Genomic DNA, 14,621 nt, shown 5'->3' on the forward strand with positions numbered 1-14,621 from the left:
TGAATTAAAAATAAAAACCACATTCCATAATCATCTAGGAATTTCACTCATATATCCAAGCATCGATTGTCTTCTTATAATCCTGGAGCTCATACTCGTTGAAAAACAACGAAATTTCTCTTCTCGCGGACTCGGGTGAATCTGATCCGTGAATAAGATTTCGTCCAGTTATCTGCGCAAAATCCCCTCTTATTGTTCCCGGTGCCGCATCCAGCGGATTAGTCTTCCCCATCATCGTTCTTAACGCCGTGATTATGTTTTCGCCCTCCCAGACCATGCACAGCACGGGCCCAGAGGTAATGTAGTCAATGAGACCAGGAAAGAAGCTCTTGCCCTTATGCTCAGCATAATGTCTTTCTGCCAATTCTCTTGGAATGTGCATGAGCTTCATTGCGATAGGTTTGAATCCACGCGCCTCGAGTCTACTAATTATCGTGCCAATGAGTCCACGCTGTATCGCATCAGGCTTAAGCATGACAAATGTCCGTTCAATCATCCCTATCACGATCCGTTCTTCATTTCGGGATTCTCGGCTGATTTTCTTATCTTTTTTGCTTTGCGCTCTATTTTCTCTGCGCTTGGCATCTCATTGCCTTGTTCAACCATTTCCGCCGTATTCAGAGGAACAGAAGCTTCTTCCCCCATGCCTTCCTTCTGTTCACCCTCTTCTTTGTCCACAGCAGGCTCTGACGCTTTTTTCACGGTCTGCTTTTCGCGCTGGGCTACAAGTGTCCATTCAGTTCTCCTTGGAACCCTTTTCAGGAAAACCATGTTCTTATAGCATTTACTCGTGCAAAACATGTAGATCGTTCCGTCTTTCTTGACGAACATTCTACCCGTACCTGGTTCAATCTCGTGACCACAAAATGAACAGATTCTTCGCTCGACCATTGTTCATGCCCCCAGCAACCGCTCACCGGATCGTGAGTTTTCGGGCTTCCCTAGAAGTCTCACGCAGCATGAGGATGTCACCGACTCGGACAGGGCCCATAATGTTCCTTGTAATGATTCTTCCCTTATCACGACCCTCAAGGACTCTAACCTTGACCTGCGTCGCTTCGCCGGTCATGCCTGTCCTTCCGATGATCTCAACGACTTCCGAAGGAATGTTCTCATCTTCTGGCATCCTTCGCACCTACTTTTTCAATTTTTTTATTTGTTCAGTAAGACCTTCTAAGAGCGATTTCCCCTTGCCCACGTCCACAACAGCAACGGCAGCCGTTGGTTTTTCGAGTCCAGACGCATTTCCGAGTTCGGCCTTGCTAGGGACGTAGGCGTAGATTATATTCCTCTCTTCGCAAAGGAGGGGCAGATGGGCAAGGATCTCCGGTGGCTGAACGTCTTCTGCCATTACTACAAAGACAGCCTCACCCCTCTCAACGAGTTTCGTAACCTCATTGGAACCTTTCTTGACCTTACCAGTATCCCTCGCGACTTCAATTAGTTCGTAGGCCTTTTCCTGAAGTTCTTTTGGCATTTCAAATCTCACATGAATCGGTTTTGGCATTATGATAACCTCCTTCAGATGTTGCACACATCTTCATCATTCATCGGCTCTGAAGAGCAAACGAGCACAAAGGGAAAGGAATATAAAAGGTTTGTCGATCGAAAGACGCGGCTTACCAGTATTGAGGTTGATTAGTATCTTGCACATTTGTTCTGGTACTCATATCACGGACCGTGAAGAGGATCCTCGTCCAGGATGAGTTCTTTTTTCACCTTCTCGAGCTTGCAGGGTGGGACGGGGACCTCTTCGTAGAATTGGTTCCTCCACTTCTCACAAATCCAGTTCTGCAATTTCTCGATATCATCTTCGCCCATATGCCTGAAACGTCCTTGCAACTGAAGATATTCTTTGACTGGTACAAGCTCACGCGGCTTGTATGTGAGTTTCTCGACTCCATGGTCGATCTCATAAAGTGTCCACATTCCCGTCTCGACGGCCAATCGGGCGATGGCAACGGTTTTCGACGCTTCGCTCCTCCAACCTGGGACACACGGGCATAGAACGTGTAGGAACCTGAATCCATTCGTTATCTTAGCCTTCTGCACTTTACGCACGAAATCGTTTGGATGGGCAATTGAAAGCGTTGCCATGTACGGAACTCCATGCGCCGCAACGATTGCATCCAGATCCTTCTTGAACTCACGCTTTCCTTGGATCTTTTTACCTACCGGGGAAGTTGTAGTCCACGCACCAAACGGCGTAGCTCCGCTCCTTTGGATGCCGGTATTCATATAAGCTTCATTATCGAGGCATACATAGAGCACATCGTCATTTCTCTCCGCAGCACCGGATAGTGCTTGAAGCCCTATGTCAAACGTGCCACCATCACCAGCCATGCCCACAACTGTTACCCCTTGTTTACCCCTACGCTCGAGAGCGGCCTTTATCCCGGATATAACTGCACCAGTATTCTCGAAGGCCGTGTAAAGGAAAGGCCACTTGAAAGCAGATGAGGGATAAAGAGCAGTAAAGACGATGAGACAACTTGCGGGGACATAAATGATCGTATTCTTTCCTAGAACTCTCGCAATATTCTTGACTGCCACCGCAACACCGCATCCTGGACATGCCCCATGTCCTTTTGTCAGAAATTCCTCTCGCGACAGATCTTTTATCGTCCTAATCTCCTTTTCTTGCATCAACTACCTCCTCTTAGGCCATGCCAGTAACATACCATTCCCTTTTCATTCCCGGCATTTTTCTCGATTACCTGGAACATCTCCAAAGCTTCCTTGAAACTCACATCCCTTCCTCCGAGGCCCGCGATATGATTTGTGATTGGAATTCCCTCCTGGTAAAGGGCATTTCGCACTTCGGTGAACACGGGGCCGTAACCATTGAATGAGAGAGATCTGTCAAAAACGCCGAGGGCCTTGAGATCTCTAACGAATAACTTGAGTTCCTCTGCGGGGAAGGGGCGGATGAATCTTAACTTGATGAGACCTGCTTTTTTTCCCTTGGCCCTCAAATAGTCAACAACCGCCCTTGCGGTGCTCGTCACCGTGCCAAGCGTCAGCAATGCTATTTCAGCATCCTCCAGATGGTAGGAATCGATCAAACCGCCATATGATCTACTTGTTAAAGATGAGTACTCATGGTCTACCGCATTAATGACGGACTTGGCGCCCTCAATGGCCCGGTCGAGTTGATAACGCATTTCCATGGCATATTCTGGAGGGGCAATCGGATTCATCGTGACTGGTTCATCTGGATCAAGCACATGAAGGGGCCTGAATTTCGGAAGAAAGGAATCCACGAGGTTTTGATCTGGCAGATCAACACGTTCTACTGTATGCGAAAGCACGAAACCATCCAAACAAACCATGATCGGCAGCATCACGTTGCGATCTTCTGCGATGCGGTACGCCTGAATAATCATATCAAGAGCTTCCTGGTTATCCTCGATATACACCTGCAACCAACCAGACTCTCTTTCTGGCATCGAGTCATTGTATTCTACCCAAATCCCTGATGCTGCTCCGAGGCTCCTGTTGACATTTGCCATAACGATAGGCAGCCGATTTTGCGGCACAGCATAGAGCATTTCGTGCATGAGGGCGAGACCTTGTGAGGAAGTAGCGGTAAATGTCCTTGCACCCGCTGCGCTCGCCCCGATAGCAGCGCTCATAGCGCTATGTTCACTTTCAACTGGCATGAAATGAGCGTCGAGCTCACCATCATTGATGAGTTCTGCCAATAATTCAACTATAAGCGTCTGTGGCGTGATGGGGAACGCCGGAACGACTTCGACTCTTGAAAGCTTCGCACCATACGCAACCGCGTGATCTGCGCTTATGACTTTCATTGCCATTCGTGCACTCCCCTAATCATTTCTATCGCGTTAACAGGACATACTTGAGCACAAATTCCACAGCCTTTGCAGTAACGGTAGTCCCACCGTTCATAGTCATCTTCCATTCGTTCAATACAACCTTCTGGACAGGAAAACCAGCACCGAAGGCATCGGATGCACTTATCTTTGGTATAATGGGGCGTCTGCGTTCTCCACGTGCCCGTATAATTTTGAACCATGCTCCCAGGGCCGATTAGCACTCCTTCAATAGCGTGCTGTGGAAGAGCGTTGCCCGGAGGAATTTCATACCATGCAGGAAGCCATACCTTTGTCTTTGCCAATTGCCTCCGTGCACTGCAGCGGCCGATTTTCGTCCTCAGATACGCAATCCTGGCGGCCTCTGCATTCATCACTCCTGACTGGTGACCTAGTTTCTCACCAAACCTGTTCATTATGGCGTTAAGGATCGATTCAAGCGAAATGACATCGAAAACACGGGCAAGGGCACCGAGTATTGCAGTATTGACTATTGGCGCCTTGATCGACTCTAGAGCAATGCCGGTGGCATCGACAGTCCCACATTCGACCTCGACACCGAGATCTATTTCTTCAGGCATCTTCGTGGTGTTAATAACGGCCTTGCCGCTGGGTTTGAGTCCTTCACCTACCGGATCGATTTCCAAAAGCGATTCATCTAGAACGACAAGTATATCTGGCTCGTAAACCTGCGATTTCACTCTGATCTTTTCCTTGTCGATTCTTGCAAAGGCGCGAACAGGTGCACCTCGCCTTTCCGCGCCAAAATAGGGGAATGCCTGTGCGAAGTATCCCTCTAAAACGGCCGCCTCCGCCAAAGCCTGGGCAGCCATAACGGCGCCCTGACCACCCCTTCCGTGAAAACGAATCTCGTACACGGTCTCACTCCAATGCTCAGTATTTACTACGGAATTGCCAGTATATGATTCTACGGTTATTTGCTCTAAAATTCCTTTATCCAGCAATCAGGTCTCTGTTTGCGAGACAACTGATTTTCATTTATGGATAAAATCGAAGGATTGCTCCTAAATTCGAAAAATAAACCATATTAAATGATACATGGTCGCTTGTTTCTTGATGTCAATTCACAAGCCCTCATTTCCACTCTCTTATGGGTTTATTATTAATGAAATGAGAGCCGCAACAACAGCAGTAGTAGACTTCGTGCTCCGAAAGCTTGAACTCGGGTGACACGTTGACAGAACCGCAGACAGGACACATCACTTCAATATCCCTCTATTTTTTGCTAATAGACAATATGTTCCTAATTATACTAGTTTTCCCACAACCAAAAAATTGAAATGCAAAACCTCGAAATTTGATCCGAACTTATCTGCGTGAACGCTCTGCACTTTCGAGTTACTTACCAGGTGATTCTGCCAACACGAAATTGCCAGTTTCTTCCACCCTAAGTACTGATCGATAAGTTTGAGAGACCAGATTTCCCTCGAAGCTGTGAACGCATAGAAATGTTCGAAAGAGTAAGATAAAGTGGTGATGATTAGACTTCAATCAATAAAGTCGAGCCAATTAGAGTACCTTGGATTCATTCCCCTCGCCGCCTCAGAAAACGTTTGCTGAAGCTTTAGAGTGATTGGTCCAGGTGCCCCACCGCCTATGACCATTCCATCAATTTCACAGACTGGCATCACTTCTGCGGCCGTGCCTGTCATGAACACCTCATCGGCCACGTAAAGTTCTGATCGCGTGATGTTTCTTTCTTCCACCTCATAGCCAAGATCGCACGCAATCTCAACTACAGAATCTCGCGTAATACCCCTCAGTATTCCAGAAGCCATCCCCGGAGTAAACAACTGGCCTTTTTTCACCATGAAAATGTTCTCTCCTGTTCCCTCCGCCACGTTTCCCTCAGCGTTGAGCATGATTGCCTCATCCGCGCCCCTCTTCACCGCTTCGAGCCTAGCTAGAACCGAATTGATGTAGTTGCCGCAAATCTTGGCATTTAGCGCTGCTGCCCTGTTCGACGGCTTTTCCCAAGAAGAAGTAATTACTTTTGCACCCTTTTTCGCCTTATCCGCGCCCAGATAAGGACCCATATAAACGCAGGCGACGGCGACTCTTGTCGGCAGCTTTATAGGGTTTAGACCGACAGTCCCAGATCCGTAATAGGCTATTGGTCGGATGTAATCGACCCTTGGATCGTTCGCCCTAACAGTTTTTTTTACAATCTCACAGAGCTCATCCAGCGTATAGGGAATTTTCAGATCGATGACTTTCGCAGAATCGAGGAATCTCATCATGTGATCGCGGAGCCTGAAGATTGCACGACCTCTTGGCGTCTCGTATATCCTTATACCCTCGAATACGCCGCCACCATAGTGAAGCCCATGCGTGAGTATGTGAACGTTCGCCTTGTCCCAATCAACTAGCTCACCGTCCATCCATATTTTGCCGTTCGAAGCCATCTCATTTCCTCCGACGAGAAAGACTACACTGAACGATAGGGAATAGCAAACCTATTGTTTAAATTATTCATCGAAAACTGCGGCATTTGGGTTGTTTAGAGCGCATTCATTGTCTTAATGTACTTCGCAGGCTTTGTTATCTCGATGATATTGTCAACTTCCTCAATGCTCCCAATCAGCCTTGCCTTTCCAAATGAGTTTGCAACGAGCGCATAGGCTTCGTGCCTTGATTCATCTATGATTTCAACTTCGATTACATCTTGAAGCCGCGCAAGTCTTTCGACCGCTTGCTCGGCCTGCTTCCTCTCCTTCACACTGAGAACGATTCTCGCCTTGCCAGGAAATTCACACTTGCCGACCACGATGGTCTCGACGTTGATTTTCTTCCTTGTGAACTCTCCCATTACCCTCTGCATAACACCAAATTGATCGTTGACGATCATTGAGATAACTTCCATCTAACACACCCCTTTCCATGCGCATTTGCCTTGGTATACCTGTGTACCGTTTGCAGTCCTCAGGGTCACAGGAAGGACTTCCTCTTCCCTATCAACATGAATGTCTGCTAGAAATGGTTTTCCAGAATTTATTCCTTCCTCGATCACGCTTGGTAGATCGCTAGGATTCTCCACCCGCGCCCCACGCACACCGAACGCTTCAGCCAGTTTGCGAAAATCAGGAGATGATCCAAGATCCATCGAGAAGTAGCGCCTACCGTAATACAGTGTCTGCAACTGCTTAATCATGCCGAGACGGCCATTGTTAAGAAGGCAAATAAATATGGGGATGTTTTCTTCAACTGCTGTTGCAAGCTCCTGACACACCATCAAGAGACTACCATCACCAGCAACATCCACGACAACCCTATCTGGGGCGGCAATCTTCGCACCGAGCGCCGCTGGGAGACCGAATCCCATCGTACCCAATCCCCCTGCCGTAATGAATGTGCGCTTCCCCCTGCACTCGAGGAAATGCGCTGCGAACATCTGGCATTGACCTACTTCAGTCGTAATAATCGCATTCTCAGGAAGAAGTTTGTTGAGCTCGCATATGACTTTCTGTGGTTTGATGGGGTTATCGGCCACATCAAGTTCGCATGCGCACGCTTTTCTTAGAGATCTCATGCGCTCTGCCCAGACTCCGCTCTTTCTTCTGATCTGCATAGAATTGATGATCGTCCTGATGACCTTTCTTGCATCACCGACGAGGCTTACTGTCGGCCTCACATTCTTACCAACTTCCGCTGAATCGATATCGATGTGAATTACCTTCGTTTTGCATGATGAAGGTTCACCTATCATTCTATCGCTAAACCTGGTTCCTATTGCCAGAAGCACATCACATTCTTCAAGTGCGTAATTTGCCACGCGGCGTCCATGCATGCCGACCATGCCTAGCACAAGGGGGTGATCCTCCGGGACGGCACTTTTGCCCATGAGGGTCGTTGCAACTGGTGCCATGAGCATTTCGGCTAGTGTCATAATCTCCTGGCCGCACCCAGACCACACAGCGCCGCCACCAACGAGGATCAACGGTCGCTGCGCAGATTCAAGGAGTGCGACCGCCTGGGGTAATTCCACAAGGTTCTCCTTTACTCCATTTGCGTTGGAAGTCGGCTTGGGTAAGTCGTCAACTTCGCTCATCTGGACATCTCTCGGAAGATCGACATGAACGGGTCCGCAACGTCCTGTCCTGGCTATAGTAAAAGCGCTCCTTAGATCGGCAAGAAGCGTCTTTGAATTCATAACTCGGAAGTTGTGCTTCGTAATGGGGATCATGAGGCTGAAGATATCGGCTTCTTGAAACGCATCGTTGCCGATGATGCCAGTAGGGACCTGACCCGTGAGCGCGACGACTGGTGAAGAATCAAGAAATGCCGTTGCGATGCCGGTAACTAAGTTTGTAGCTCCCGCTCCCGATGTGGCTATGCAAACGCCTGGTTTCTTGAGCACCCTTGCGTACCCATCGGCCATATGTGCAGCGCACTGCTCGTGTCTCACGAGAATGTGTCTTATATTTGAATTCCTCAGCTCGTCATAGAGTGGCAGTATTGCCCCTCCTGGCAGTCCAAAGACGACATTGATGCCTTCTTCGTTCAAGACCTTGATGATAGCCTCCGATCCTCTCATCCAAATACCTCACAAACAATCACGGGGACGCACCATCCTACGAGGATCGTGTCCCCTATCACACGACCAAAACCTGCACGCTGACCAAAAGAGAAGAGTTCACGAATATGAGGGCAGCGTTCATTGGATTTTGGTATCGGAAAAACTCTATTTAAACATTGTTATTTCTTCGCATGCCGCTAATTGGAATATCATTTTATTGAAAAGATGCTTTGGCAACAGTTGCTATGAGAAGAATAAGTGATCGAGAAGGTAAATAAGAAGCTGAGCATTCAAGTTTTTTCACACTAAAAAAATCATTCGTGAAGCATCCTGCGCAAGAACATCCTTGTCCTCTCGTTAATGGGATTTGTAAAGATGATCGAAGGGTCCCCTTCTTCGACAATGGCACCGTGATCCATAAACACGACTCGATCCGCAACTTCCCTTGCAAATCCCATCTCATGCGTGACCACAATCATGGTCATCCCCTCCTTAGCTAAACCTTTCATAACATCGAGAACTTCGCCTATAAGTTCAGGATCGAGTGCCGATGTAGGTTCATCAAACATGATAAGCTTGGGGTTCATGGCGATCGCTCTTGCAATCGCAACCCTCTGCTGCTGTCCTCCCGAAAGCTGTCCGGGGTATGCATCGGCTTTATTCGAAAGACCCACTTTTGCCAAGGCATCCAATGCAACTCTTTCAGCTTCCCCTTTCTCCATTCCCTTTACTTCGGTGAGAGCGAGCATTATATTTCTTTTTGCAGTGAGGTGAAGGAAGAGGTTGAAGCTTTGGAAGACCATACCGATCTGTGATCGGATCTTGTTGATATTGATCGAGGGATCAGTGATTCTCACGCCTTCAAAATAGACTTCCCCTATTGTAGGCTCAGTCAATCTATTCAGGCATCGAAGAAAAGTGCTCTTTCCGCTGCCGGAGGGGCCGATGATCACTACAACTTCTCCTGCTTCGACAGAAAGAGAGATCCCTCTCAGAACCTCCAGCTCGCCGTATCTTTTGTGGATATCGACCGCCTCGATCAATCCCCTGCGCCGAAGCCCGGAATCGCCGTTCTCTTTTCCACAATCCTCATAATTTTCGAGGTTGCGTAGGTCATGACGAAGTAAACGACTGCGACGAAGAGAAAGATCGTGAAGGGGTCGAAATACTTTGCGTTTAATTCCTTTGCCACGAGAGTCAATTCCCATACACTAATCGCACTCACTAAGGAAGAATCCTTTATTAATATGATGAATTCGTTCGTCATCGGGGGGATGATGAGGCGCATTGCCTGCGGCAGAACAACATGTCGCATCGATTGCCAGGGCGTCATGCCCATAGACCGCGCTGCTTCCATCTGTCCTTTCGGCACTGATTGAATTCCACCGCGGATGATTTCCGCTTGATATGCGGCACTATTGAGACCAACAGCGAGAATGCCGGAGACGAGCGGGTTGAGATATATACCTATCGACGGCAGACCGAAATATATGATGAATATCTGGACAAGTAGCGGTGTGCCTCGAAGCGCTTCGACGTATCCCGTTGCAAATGCCCTGACGGGGAATACTCTTGAGATCCTAGCAAGCCCCATGGGTACGCCAAGGGCGAATCCTAGCGCGATTGCACAGAGACTTATCTCGAGGGTTAGAAGTGCTCCTTTGAGAAAGAAATCGAGGTTGTTTGCGATTATCTCAAGACCCATCGGGCATCACATTTCGAGAAATTGATGAAAATGTGGTCGAGTCGAAACCCGACTCAGAACCACTTATCGATAAGCGTTTGCATTTCACCAGATTGCTGCATTTCATCGATCAGATCGTTAACGAATTCAAGCAGTTCTACCGAATTCTTGTTCATGCAGATGCCGTAGTACTCGTTCGTGATTACCGTCGATACGATCTTGATACCAGGTGTCTTTGCGACATATGCCTCAGCAACTGGCGAATCGATGACGAGGGCATCAACGCGGTCCGCGATGAGTTCAAGAAGCGCATCCGAAGCGAAGCCGAACTTATGGACGTCCTCGGGAGCAACCTTTCCCGTCGCTACGAGATTCTCTTCCACCCAAAAATCTCCCGTTGTCCCTTGGTTCACGGCAATCTTCTTCCCAGCAAGATCATCTGGCGAATTGATGTCTGTTCTGGTCGACTTGACTATGATCGCCTGATCGGCTCTGAAATAGGGCTTCGAGAAGGCGACCGACTTGTTCCTATCTTCAGTGATCGTCATGCCAGCGATGGCCATATCAATCATGCCTGTCTTGACAGCGCCAATCAGTGCTGAGAAGTCCATATTTCTGATTTCGACAGATACGCCGAGTTCCTCGCCGATACGATACGCGAGATCGATATCGAGCCCCTCGAGCTGCTGCGTTGTTTCGTTAACGACTTCAAATGGTGGAAATCCGCCAGAGGTTCCTACAATGAGCTTTCCCCTTTTCTTTATGACATCGATGGACGATTGGGCACCTACACATCCAGAAAAAGATGTTGCGATGAGGGATATTACAACAACGACCCCAATCGCTACCCAGACTTTCCTTTTAGTTTCTATCGATCTCCCCCCTGATGAGAATAATCTAGACAAAATGGGGTTTCTGGTATATTATTTGTTTTCTCACCCCTCCTGATGTTTGGATTCGATTCGCCTTTCTAAACTCACTGTAGAATAATTTGCGCTGGACTTTAAATAAATCTGAAAACAACGACATTTTACTATGGTGCCTTCGATGAGGTTTAATGACTGGATAGAGCTATACGACATTCTGTTATTAGAGATCCCTCGATGATTGCAGAATTGAGAAACATCCTCCCTGAAATACAAAGAATCTTTAGAAGTTTCAATGCAATGGATGGAGGTGTAGCTGAGAATGAGGTGTAAGGTTGGTGATATCATACACATGCCTGATCGTGCCTTTCGGCATTCACTTGCTCAATTTCTTCCATATATCAACAAAACGGTCTACCGCGTCGCTTTCGAGACTCTCCTGCAGCGTAATAAGCAGATTTGCGACCTCATCGGGGTTTTCCACGCTGTAAAAAATTTCCCTTTCCATCCGCTGGGCAAGTACAATACCCATGCCTGTGAGCTTTTTCAGGTGATACGAAAGCGTTGATTTTGAAATTCCCGCGGCATTCATCAATGCCTGGAAACTCGAGGATCCGTTAACTAATAGATGCATCAAAATTTTCCGAGGAGAAGGCTGTCGTAAAAATGAGACGATCCTCCTATCTCTCTGCCTAAATTTCTCTGCGGGGAAATACCTCTTGATGTATCCATCACTTTCCGATCTGATGAGTCCCTTTTTCTCCATCAAATCAAGATGATATGAGAGTACACCAGGCTGCATTGAAAGAGAGCGCTCCATTTCCCTCAAATATGTACCCGGATTTCTGGCTATGAACTGATAGATTCTTCGCCTGCTTTCCAGGTTGAGGGGGTCTTCCATACCTTCTCATCTCTTTAATAGCGCGAAGTAAAGACTAAGCAGGATTGCGAGATTGAAAATCACAACATGAGAACCTACGGCAAATTCTTCCATCCCAATGAACTCCGAAGAAATGATGAGTATTGAAAGGACAGTATAAAGGATGAAAGCTACAGATACTATTGCCAGTTTAGGTTCTCGATATTTTCTCAATGCTAGTAGGGAAACGATTGACAATATGATTGAAAATCCAAGTAGACAAATTCTGAGAAATAAGTCAACCGGAGTCACCTATCACACCAAGAAGGATTAGAACTCGCTGCTTATTAGACTTTGTCGGTTAATTCGTGTAGCCCAGTAATTTGCAATTATCCCAAATGTTGTAATGTTTTGGTGAAAGGTAAGTTTCACAACTGTTCGATGCTTGAACCATAAAGTGCTTAAGAACTGCGAGTTATTAATTAAGAGAAGCTCTATGAAATTTCATTTGACCAGGAAAATTTCTGGTCTTCTCGTTTGTGGAATCGTAGCCATGCTCACCATGTCTGGAGGGCTTAGTTCTGCATCAGCAAATGGTGTCCAGGAATTCGGCACGATGCAACAGTCACCTACACAACAGCCGCACAACGGCTTGGGTCCTGGGGGACATGATCAGAACGATTCCGGGCACATGTGGCTTGACGGAACGGGTTTCTTTTTCGGAGACGATGCGCCATCAGATGAGCAGACGAGAAATATGATGAGGGAAGGGGCAAAATATGCACTCTTTTCAACGTTCACGTATTCCAATGGTGTGGCTGACGGCTACTTCGTTGATTTTCTATACAGTGAATCTTCAGGCGAAGTGATTGATTACATGCTGAGGATACGCAACGAAAGCATCAATATCTTTAAGAAAGTGACGATATCTGAATTTGAGCCAGAAAGTCCGGTAGTTCATGGTAGCGTATTTCGAGTGGCAAATGAATCGATCCAAATGATTATTCACGATAACCCAACGGGTATGTATCATGTCGTCGCAAATGTCACGCCTTTGCAAGTCTCCTTTAGACTCGCTGATGGTGTGTCAATAACAGGAACTTTCGGGACAAATATTGGCGGGGGGCATGACAAAAAAGAGGCTGTCATCATTTCCAAAGGCGATTTCAGAGGGATCATTTCAACAGATTGCGGTAAAATTTCGGCATGGCATGACGGTGATGACACGATCATCGATGTGGTAATAGAAAATGACCATGTGATGTTCAGAGCGTTGCCGATCGTTCCCGGTAGAAATATGGTTGCCGAAATGGCGCTCTTTAACGCGATTCTGCAGAATAGACTCTGCTGCGAGGTCTCTGTTGTTGTACGCAATAATGATGCGGCTTACGAGATCATGCAGTATGATCACAGATTCCAGGTCAGAGTTTTGAGCGCAGCGGTAAACCGCATTGCGCTTGAGTTGTCCTCGGAAAACCATGAAGGGCGTCTGTTAGTTCTTACATTTGACAGGGAATCTTTAGTCGTCCAGAAACATCAGACGGTTGTGAGAATTGATGGAATTTCAATCAATAAATCTGTTGATCCGCTCGAGGTATTCTTTTCGAGCGGAGATGAACTGGATGATGCTGTTTACACCGTGCTTCATAATGATGACGTAGTTCAAGTCTTAATCTACCTTCCAAACTTTTCAACACATGTAATTGAAGTCGAAAGCATTTCGATAATTGCAGGAATTTTGTCGCCTGTGGGCATTGTTGCGATAGTCGCTGCAACCGCAATTGTCTGCGTTTCTGGCATAATGTTACTGCACGCCAGAAAGAAAGGAGGATAGGCGAAAATTGAGACCAGTTAAGTGAAGGGAACTCTGGAACGAATAAATCAACTTTATTGTTCCTTTCTTGATACAGGAGAGAGAATTTCAATTCATCCGTTGAGAGAATTCTAGATCGCCCAGAACCTGAACATTAATGCACTAAGATGTCGTGATATTGTAGATTTGCAGGCTATCGGCGTTTTATAATTTAATTTGCAGTCAAGAATTTCAGCTGATGCTGATATTCCGATATTGCTTATATCTAATCAACGATAAGCAAACTAGCGAAGAGGGTTACATAATACCTTTTCAATTGCCACGATGTTCAATATTATAAAATATCGATTTTGCGATGCAAATCCGAATGATCTTAGAACTTTTGCGGATCATCGTCGGCACAATTGTAGTATTTTTCCTCCCGGGATTTGTGTGGTCTTATTTGTTGTTAGAGCAGGAAAGAAAGCCTGACGACTCTCCGCAGACAAAGTTCTTTCACGCAATTGAGCGGATTGCCGTATCAATTGCCCTTTCCCTCGTTCTTGTGCCTTTGACGACCTTTCTGCTAAATATCGTCGCCGACATTGGTCCTTCGATCGAAGATACGATCATTATTATTTCCATTCCAACCGTCCTTGGGATCATTCTCCTGATCTTGAGAAAGAAGGGAGTGTTTGAACAGACTAAAATGAAGCTGGAGACGATTTGGCCAAAGAAAAAAACATGACTCTGTTTTATTACTCATTGTTGATAATTCGAATTAAATTCTTTTGGGCCAATATATTGATATATGTATAGAATCTCAGCGTAACCGTGGTATACGCACTTGAAATACTGGCTCGACGCATAATCATCAACTGGGATGAGTTCTTTCGTCATGACGAGAGGTCGATCAAGATCCCATGTTCCCCAGAGAACATAGATATCCTTTTCTTTGTATCCTGGATGATCATTGAAGAATCGTTCTAGATAGGAGATATTGGAAGGTGAATTCAACATGAATTCCTCGGCAATGACCATTGGATG

18 protein-coding genes are annotated in these 14,621 nt (G+C 46.6%); 2 read left to right on the top strand and 16 right to left on the bottom strand.

What is annotated here, in order from left to right; translation table 11 throughout:
* Positions 1-43: 43 nt before the first annotated feature.
* The 15 genes from ndk to QW087_06720 all read right to left on the bottom strand — a co-directional run bounded on the left by ndk (position 44) and on the right by QW087_06720 (position 12,094).
* Positions 44-496, bottom strand: coding sequence for a nucleoside-diphosphate kinase (ndk, locus tag QW087_06650; GenBank protein ID MEM2944399.1), 453 nt, complete (start codon positions 494-496; stop codon positions 44-46).
* A gap of 5 nt (positions 497-501) precedes the next feature.
* The gene (locus tag QW087_06655; GenBank protein ID MEM2944400.1) at positions 502-891 is read right to left on the bottom strand and encodes a 50S ribosomal protein L24e; all 390 of its coding nucleotides are present in this window, start codon (positions 889-891) and stop codon (positions 502-504) included.
* Between the two features lie 22 nt (positions 892-913).
* Positions 914-1,126: a 30S ribosomal protein S28e gene (locus tag QW087_06660; GenBank protein ID MEM2944401.1), complete on the bottom strand. Its 213-nt coding sequence runs from the start codon at positions 1,124-1,126 to the stop codon at positions 914-916.
* Positions 1,127-1,135: 9 nt separating this feature from the next.
* Positions 1,136-1,507, bottom strand: a complete 372-nt coding sequence (rpl7ae, locus tag QW087_06665) for a 50S ribosomal protein L7Ae (GenBank protein MEM2944402.1) — start codon at positions 1,505-1,507, stop codon at positions 1,136-1,138.
* A 164-nt stretch (positions 1,508-1,671) separates the two neighbouring features.
* Positions 1,672-2,646 carry a thiamine pyrophosphate-dependent enzyme gene (locus QW087_06670; protein ID MEM2944403.1) on the bottom strand — a complete coding sequence of 325 codons (975 nt, stop codon included), beginning with the start codon at positions 2,644-2,646 and terminating at the stop codon, positions 1,672-1,674.
* Entirely contained in the window at positions 2,646-3,818 is a 1,173-nt protein-coding gene (porA, locus tag QW087_06675; GenBank protein ID MEM2944404.1) for a pyruvate ferredoxin oxidoreductase, read from the bottom strand. Before porA ends, QW087_06670 begins: the two co-directional genes overlap by 1 nt.
* Positions 3,809-4,714: a 2-oxoacid:acceptor oxidoreductase family protein gene (locus tag QW087_06680; GenBank protein ID MEM2944405.1), complete on the bottom strand. Its 906-nt coding sequence runs from the start codon at positions 4,712-4,714 to the stop codon at positions 3,809-3,811. The genes porA and QW087_06680 overlap by 10 nt, the downstream gene beginning before the upstream one ends.
* A gap of 630 nt (positions 4,715-5,344) precedes the next feature.
* Positions 5,345-6,262 (bottom strand): branched-chain amino acid transaminase, encoded by a 918-nt coding sequence (locus QW087_06685; protein ID MEM2944406.1) that lies wholly within the window; start codon positions 6,260-6,262, stop codon positions 5,345-5,347.
* Positions 6,263-6,357: 95 nt separating this feature from the next.
* Entirely contained in the window at positions 6,358-6,720 is a 363-nt protein-coding gene (locus tag QW087_06690; GenBank protein ID MEM2944407.1) for an ACT domain-containing protein, read from the bottom strand.
* Positions 6,721-8,391: a biosynthetic-type acetolactate synthase large subunit gene (gene ilvB, locus QW087_06695; GenBank protein MEM2944408.1), complete on the bottom strand. Its 1,671-nt coding sequence runs from the start codon at positions 8,389-8,391 to the stop codon at positions 6,721-6,723.
* A gap of 296 nt (positions 8,392-8,687) precedes the next feature.
* Positions 8,688-9,416, bottom strand: coding sequence for an amino acid ABC transporter ATP-binding protein (locus QW087_06700; GenBank protein MEM2944409.1), 729 nt, complete (start codon positions 9,414-9,416; stop codon positions 8,688-8,690).
* On the bottom strand, positions 9,413-10,078 hold the full coding sequence (locus tag QW087_06705) for an amino acid ABC transporter permease (GenBank protein ID MEM2944410.1): 666 nt from the start codon (positions 10,076-10,078) through the stop codon (positions 9,413-9,415). Before QW087_06705 ends, QW087_06700 begins: the two co-directional genes overlap by 4 nt.
* Before the next feature lie 53 nt (positions 10,079-10,131).
* Positions 10,132-10,962 (bottom strand): basic amino acid ABC transporter substrate-binding protein, encoded by an 831-nt coding sequence (locus QW087_06710; GenBank protein ID MEM2944411.1) that lies wholly within the window; start codon positions 10,960-10,962, stop codon positions 10,132-10,134.
* A 337-nt stretch (positions 10,963-11,299) separates the two neighbouring features.
* Positions 11,300-11,824, bottom strand: coding sequence for a helix-turn-helix domain-containing protein (locus tag QW087_06715; GenBank protein MEM2944412.1), 525 nt, complete (start codon positions 11,822-11,824; stop codon positions 11,300-11,302).
* Positions 11,825-11,830: 6 nt separating this feature from the next.
* Complete coding sequence (locus QW087_06720; protein MEM2944413.1) at positions 11,831-12,094, bottom strand: hypothetical protein; 264 nt, start codon at positions 12,092-12,094, stop codon at positions 11,831-11,833.
* Between the two features lie 196 nt (positions 12,095-12,290).
* Between QW087_06720 and QW087_06725 the strand changes: the two genes are divergently transcribed.
* Positions 12,291-13,616, top strand: coding sequence for a hypothetical protein (locus QW087_06725; protein MEM2944414.1), 1,326 nt, complete (start codon positions 12,291-12,293; stop codon positions 13,614-13,616).
* Between the two features lie 346 nt (positions 13,617-13,962).
* Positions 13,963-14,322, top strand: coding sequence for a DUF1616 domain-containing protein (locus QW087_06730; GenBank protein ID MEM2944415.1), 360 nt, complete (start codon positions 13,963-13,965; stop codon positions 14,320-14,322).
* Between the two features lie 14 nt (positions 14,323-14,336).
* On the opposite strand, the gene QW087_06735 is transcribed toward QW087_06730, so the two are convergent.
* Positions 14,337-14,621: hypothetical protein (locus tag QW087_06735; GenBank protein ID MEM2944416.1), on the bottom strand; the 285-nt coding region annotated here is incomplete at its 5' end.

The sequence above is a fragment of the Methanomassiliicoccales archaeon genome (genome assembly GCA_038850735.1).
GTDB lineage: Archaea > Thermoplasmatota > Thermoplasmata > Methanomassiliicoccales > JACIVX01 > JACIVX01.

Excerpts from the sequence above, each read along its gene's own strand:
- QW087_06660 (MEM2944401.1), bottom strand. The coding sequence starts at position 1,126 with ATGCCAGAAGATGAGAACATTCCTTCGGAAGTCGTTGAGATCATCGGA.
- QW087_06670 (MEM2944403.1), bottom strand. The coding sequence starts at position 2,646 with ATGCAAGAAAAGGAGATTAGGACGATAAAAGATCTGTCGCGAGAGGAA.
- QW087_06705 (MEM2944410.1), bottom strand. The coding sequence starts at position 10,078 with ATGGGTCTTGAGATAATCGCAAACAACCTCGATTTCTTTCTCAAAGGA.
- QW087_06655 (MEM2944400.1), bottom strand. The coding sequence starts at position 891 with ATGGTCGAGCGAAGAATCTGTTCATTTTGTGGTCACGAGATTGAACCA.
- QW087_06685 (MEM2944406.1), bottom strand. The coding sequence starts at position 6,262 with ATGGCTTCGAACGGCAAAATATGGATGGACGGTGAGCTAGTTGATTGG.
- porA (MEM2944404.1), bottom strand. The coding sequence starts at position 3,818 with ATGGCAATGAAAGTCATAAGCGCAGATCACGCGGTTGCGTATGGTGCG.
- rpl7ae (MEM2944402.1), bottom strand. The coding sequence starts at position 1,507 with ATGCCAAAACCGATTCATGTGAGATTTGAAATGCCAAAAGAACTTCAG.
- QW087_06715 (MEM2944412.1), bottom strand. The coding sequence starts at position 11,824 with ATGGAAGACCCCCTCAACCTGGAAAGCAGGCGAAGAATCTATCAGTTC.
- ilvB (MEM2944408.1), bottom strand. The coding sequence starts at position 8,391 with ATGAGAGGATCGGAGGCTATCATCAAGGTCTTGAACGAAGAAGGCATC.
- QW087_06690 (MEM2944407.1), bottom strand. The coding sequence starts at position 6,720 with ATGGAAGTTATCTCAATGATCGTCAACGATCAATTTGGTGTTATGCAG.
- QW087_06730 (MEM2944415.1), top strand. The coding sequence starts at position 13,963 with ATGATCTTAGAACTTTTGCGGATCATCGTCGGCACAATTGTAGTATTT.
- ndk (MEM2944399.1), bottom strand. The coding sequence starts at position 496 with ATGATTGAACGGACATTTGTCATGCTTAAGCCTGATGCGATACAGCGT.